Raw genomic sequence first — 2,717 nt, forward strand, 5'->3', positions numbered from 1 at the left:
TGTATAAGAGACAACCCCCTCCCCGCAAGCGATGAGGGGGCTAAGATGTACCTCATAAGAGCGGAAACCGCTGTAAAACGGTTGCACTAGAGAAATACACGATGCAATTTAGTCAATGCAAGATAATGTAGAAACACAGTCATTGTCAATATGACATTTCCACAGAAAGAATGATAAAATAGCTTGTGGATAAAGTCTTTCTTTGTGCCTATTCTCAATTCAATTTACACAAGAGTATAAATAATTATGCTATCAGTTGAAGAATTAATTCAGGAAGCCTTGTCTTTACCCAATGCTACCAGAGTATTTTTAGTAGAAAAACTAATTGAAAGTCTAGAATCTGATATTGATCAAAATATCCAAAAGAGTTGGAACACAGAAGCTAAAAAACGCAGAGATGAAATACGGAATCATACCGTTGAGCCAATTTCTGGAGAAATAGCTTTAGCCCAAATCAGACAAATTTTAGAAAAATGAAAAATGAAAAATGAAATATAACTTTCATCCTGCTGCATTAACAGAATACTCAGAAGCAGTCCAATTTTATGCAGAAAATGAAATTGAAATAGCACAAAATTTTATCAACGCTGTTGAAGATGCCATTTTCCGAATTATTGAATCACCTAAACGCTATCCAGTTACAGATGAAGATATTCGTCGGTGTTTAGTACGTAAATTTCCCTATGGAATACTCTACACCATAGAAGATGAATACATTTTAATTGTAGCGGTTATGCACTGTACTCGTAAACCAAAATATTGGCAAGATCGGATTTAATGGCAACTATCACATCAAAGTTAGCAAAGGTATAATCTTGAGTAAAAGTTCCTACATTTTTTTCCTATCCTGTTATTTTTATCCCTGCTCTAAATTCCCGCAGCGATTGAGCATGATTTTCTATATTAATACAACGCATCAATAAAGCCACATCTAAACTCGGTAAAAGTTGCGATTTACTAACAGCTTTATATCCCTCATTTCCTAAACTATAAAATAATAATTCATCATTAATCCAAAACCAAACTTCAGGAATTTGTAACCGTTTGTATGCTTCCAGTTTCTCAATTCCTCCACTACTAACAACCACCTCAATCACTAAATCAGGACGTTTTCTATTTGCTCCCAATTCATAAGATTTATCGCCTTCTTTTTTAACCTTTTCAAATTCATTTTCTAAGGTGACAGAACCAGTAGGAGTAAAATCTAATTCCAAAAATTCTAAATAAATTTCTAGTAAAGCCCCAATACGTTCTTTGATAGTTTCGTGTTTTTTCCCTGGCATTTTCCGAATCTCCAAGACTCCATCTAAAAAGGATAACCTTAACCCTGGGCGCTCAATTAGCTGTTCAACAGCTTTAAATTCTCTCCAGGTTAAGTCGCTAATTAAAATCGGTTCTGCTTCTCGTTCAATGAGTGTAGTTATCATAATTTAAACCCAAGTTTAGAGATTGAATCTATTGTATCTTAAATTCCTATGTAGAACCGTGATTTCTAATCGCTTTTCAAATCACCTAATTTCTCTATAAAATCTGCGTGTTCTACAGACTGTAAACCAGCTTGTAAAACATTCAAAACAACTTGCATATTACCTATTAATAATTCATTTACCGCTAACCATAAACCTGGAAATACCCGACTTTGTAAAACTCCCTCTTCATTAGGTGCTAATTCTAAATATTCACCTTCTTCTAAGGAAAACCAACTCAATTTTTGGTCTAAAACTTGCCAAACAATATATTCTTTGACTCCATTGCGACGATAAGCTTGTTTTTTGCCATGTAGGTCAATAGCTGCACTACTAGCAGCAATTTCTACCACCAACTCCGGCGCACCTTCAATATAATCGTCCTCACTAATTCGAGTTTGTCCACCTGCTTCTGGTATAATAATTAGAATTGCATCAGGTTGAGGTTCATTATCTAAATCTAGCCGGACTGTAGGTTCAACTCCTAATGCCACACCAGGAGTTAAAACTTCATAATTACCAATCCATGTTAAGATGCGACCATGAGGTTGTCCATGACTTCTAAAACGCAGAGCAGCGGGCATAATATAAACAATTCCTTCAATTAATTCAGCTTTTTTAGGTTTAGATGTTGTATTATATCGCCGTTCAAATTCATAACGGGTGAGTTTATCCCCGTTTGTTAAAGGAGGAATTGTTGAAGCCAGAAAGGGTATTTTTACCATAGTTTTTGTAATAAGTAATAAAGCCCTGAGTGTATCATAGCAAATTATTCACAATTTTCATTATCTAATTTTATTGTCTATAACATGACAACTTTCTTGACAGACTCCACAGATATAAATAGATTTAATTTATCGGCAAAATTAAACCCAAAACAAAGAAGTGAATTGGGTCAATTTATGACTCCTGCGACAGTTGCGAGATTGATGGCAGGACAATTTAACAATTTATCAGGTCATATTAATTTACTAGATCCTGGTGCTGGTTTTGGGTCTTTAACTGCTGCTTTTGTAGAGCGATTATTGACAAATTCTAATCAAGTTGAAAGTTGTTTTATCACAGCTTATGAAGTAGAAGCAAGCTTTATACCCTCGCTGCAAGAATGTCTTAATCACTGTTGTCAAGCCTTAAAAAATAGAGGGATTAAAGCAGATTATTGTTTACAGAATGAAAGCTTTATTGGAAGTATTACAGAAAATAATTTACCACTTTTTAATACTTATACCCAGAATTTTACTCATGCTATTA

4 protein-coding genes and 1 pseudogene are annotated in these 2,717 nt (G+C 34.4%); 3 read left to right on the plus strand and 2 right to left on the minus strand.

From position 1 onward, the window contains the following. Positions 1–246: 246 nt before the first annotated feature. Both IQ228_RS24405 and IQ228_RS24410 read left to right on the plus strand, forming a co-directional pair. Positions 247–477, plus strand: coding sequence for an addiction module protein (locus IQ228_RS24405; protein ID WP_193964748.1), 231 nt, complete (start codon positions 247–249; stop codon positions 475–477). 10 nt (positions 478–487) lie between these two features. Beyond that, entirely contained in the window at positions 488–778 is a 291-nt protein-coding gene (locus IQ228_RS24410; RefSeq protein ID WP_193964749.1) for a type II toxin-antitoxin system RelE/ParE family toxin, read from the plus strand. Between the two features lie 64 nt (positions 779–842). Here IQ228_RS24410 and IQ228_RS24415 read toward each other — a convergent pair whose 3' ends face one another. Then, on the minus strand, positions 843–1,427 hold the full coding sequence (locus tag IQ228_RS24415) for a Uma2 family endonuclease (protein WP_193964750.1): 585 nt from the start codon (positions 1,425–1,427) through the stop codon (positions 843–845). Positions 1,428–1,492: 65 nt separating this feature from the next. Further along, positions 1,493–2,191 carry a Uma2 family endonuclease gene (locus tag IQ228_RS24420; protein WP_193964751.1) on the minus strand — a complete coding sequence of 233 codons (699 nt, stop codon included), beginning with the start codon at positions 2,189–2,191 and terminating at the stop codon, positions 1,493–1,495. An 84-nt stretch (positions 2,192–2,275) separates the two neighbouring features. Between IQ228_RS24420 and IQ228_RS24425 the strand changes: the two are divergent. Next, positions 2,276–2,717: pseudogene (locus IQ228_RS24425) on the plus strand (restriction endonuclease); the annotation flags it as partial.

The sequence above is a fragment of the Dolichospermum sp. LEGE 00246 genome, assembly GCF_015207865.1.
Taxonomy (GTDB): Bacteria; Cyanobacteriota; Cyanobacteriia; order Cyanobacteriales; family Nostocaceae; genus Dolichospermum; species Dolichospermum heterosporum.

Coding starts and splice junctions, on each gene's coding strand:
- IQ228_RS24420 (WP_193964751.1), bottom strand. CDS start 2,191: ATGGTAAAAATACCCTTTCTGGCTTCAACAATTCCTCCTTTAACAAAC.
- IQ228_RS24405 (WP_193964748.1), top strand. CDS start 247: ATGCTATCAGTTGAAGAATTAATTCAGGAAGCCTTGTCTTTACCCAAT.
- IQ228_RS24410 (WP_193964749.1), top strand. CDS start 488: ATGAAATATAACTTTCATCCTGCTGCATTAACAGAATACTCAGAAGCA.
- IQ228_RS24415 (WP_193964750.1), bottom strand. CDS start 1,427: ATGATAACTACACTCATTGAACGAGAAGCAGAACCGATTTTAATTAGC.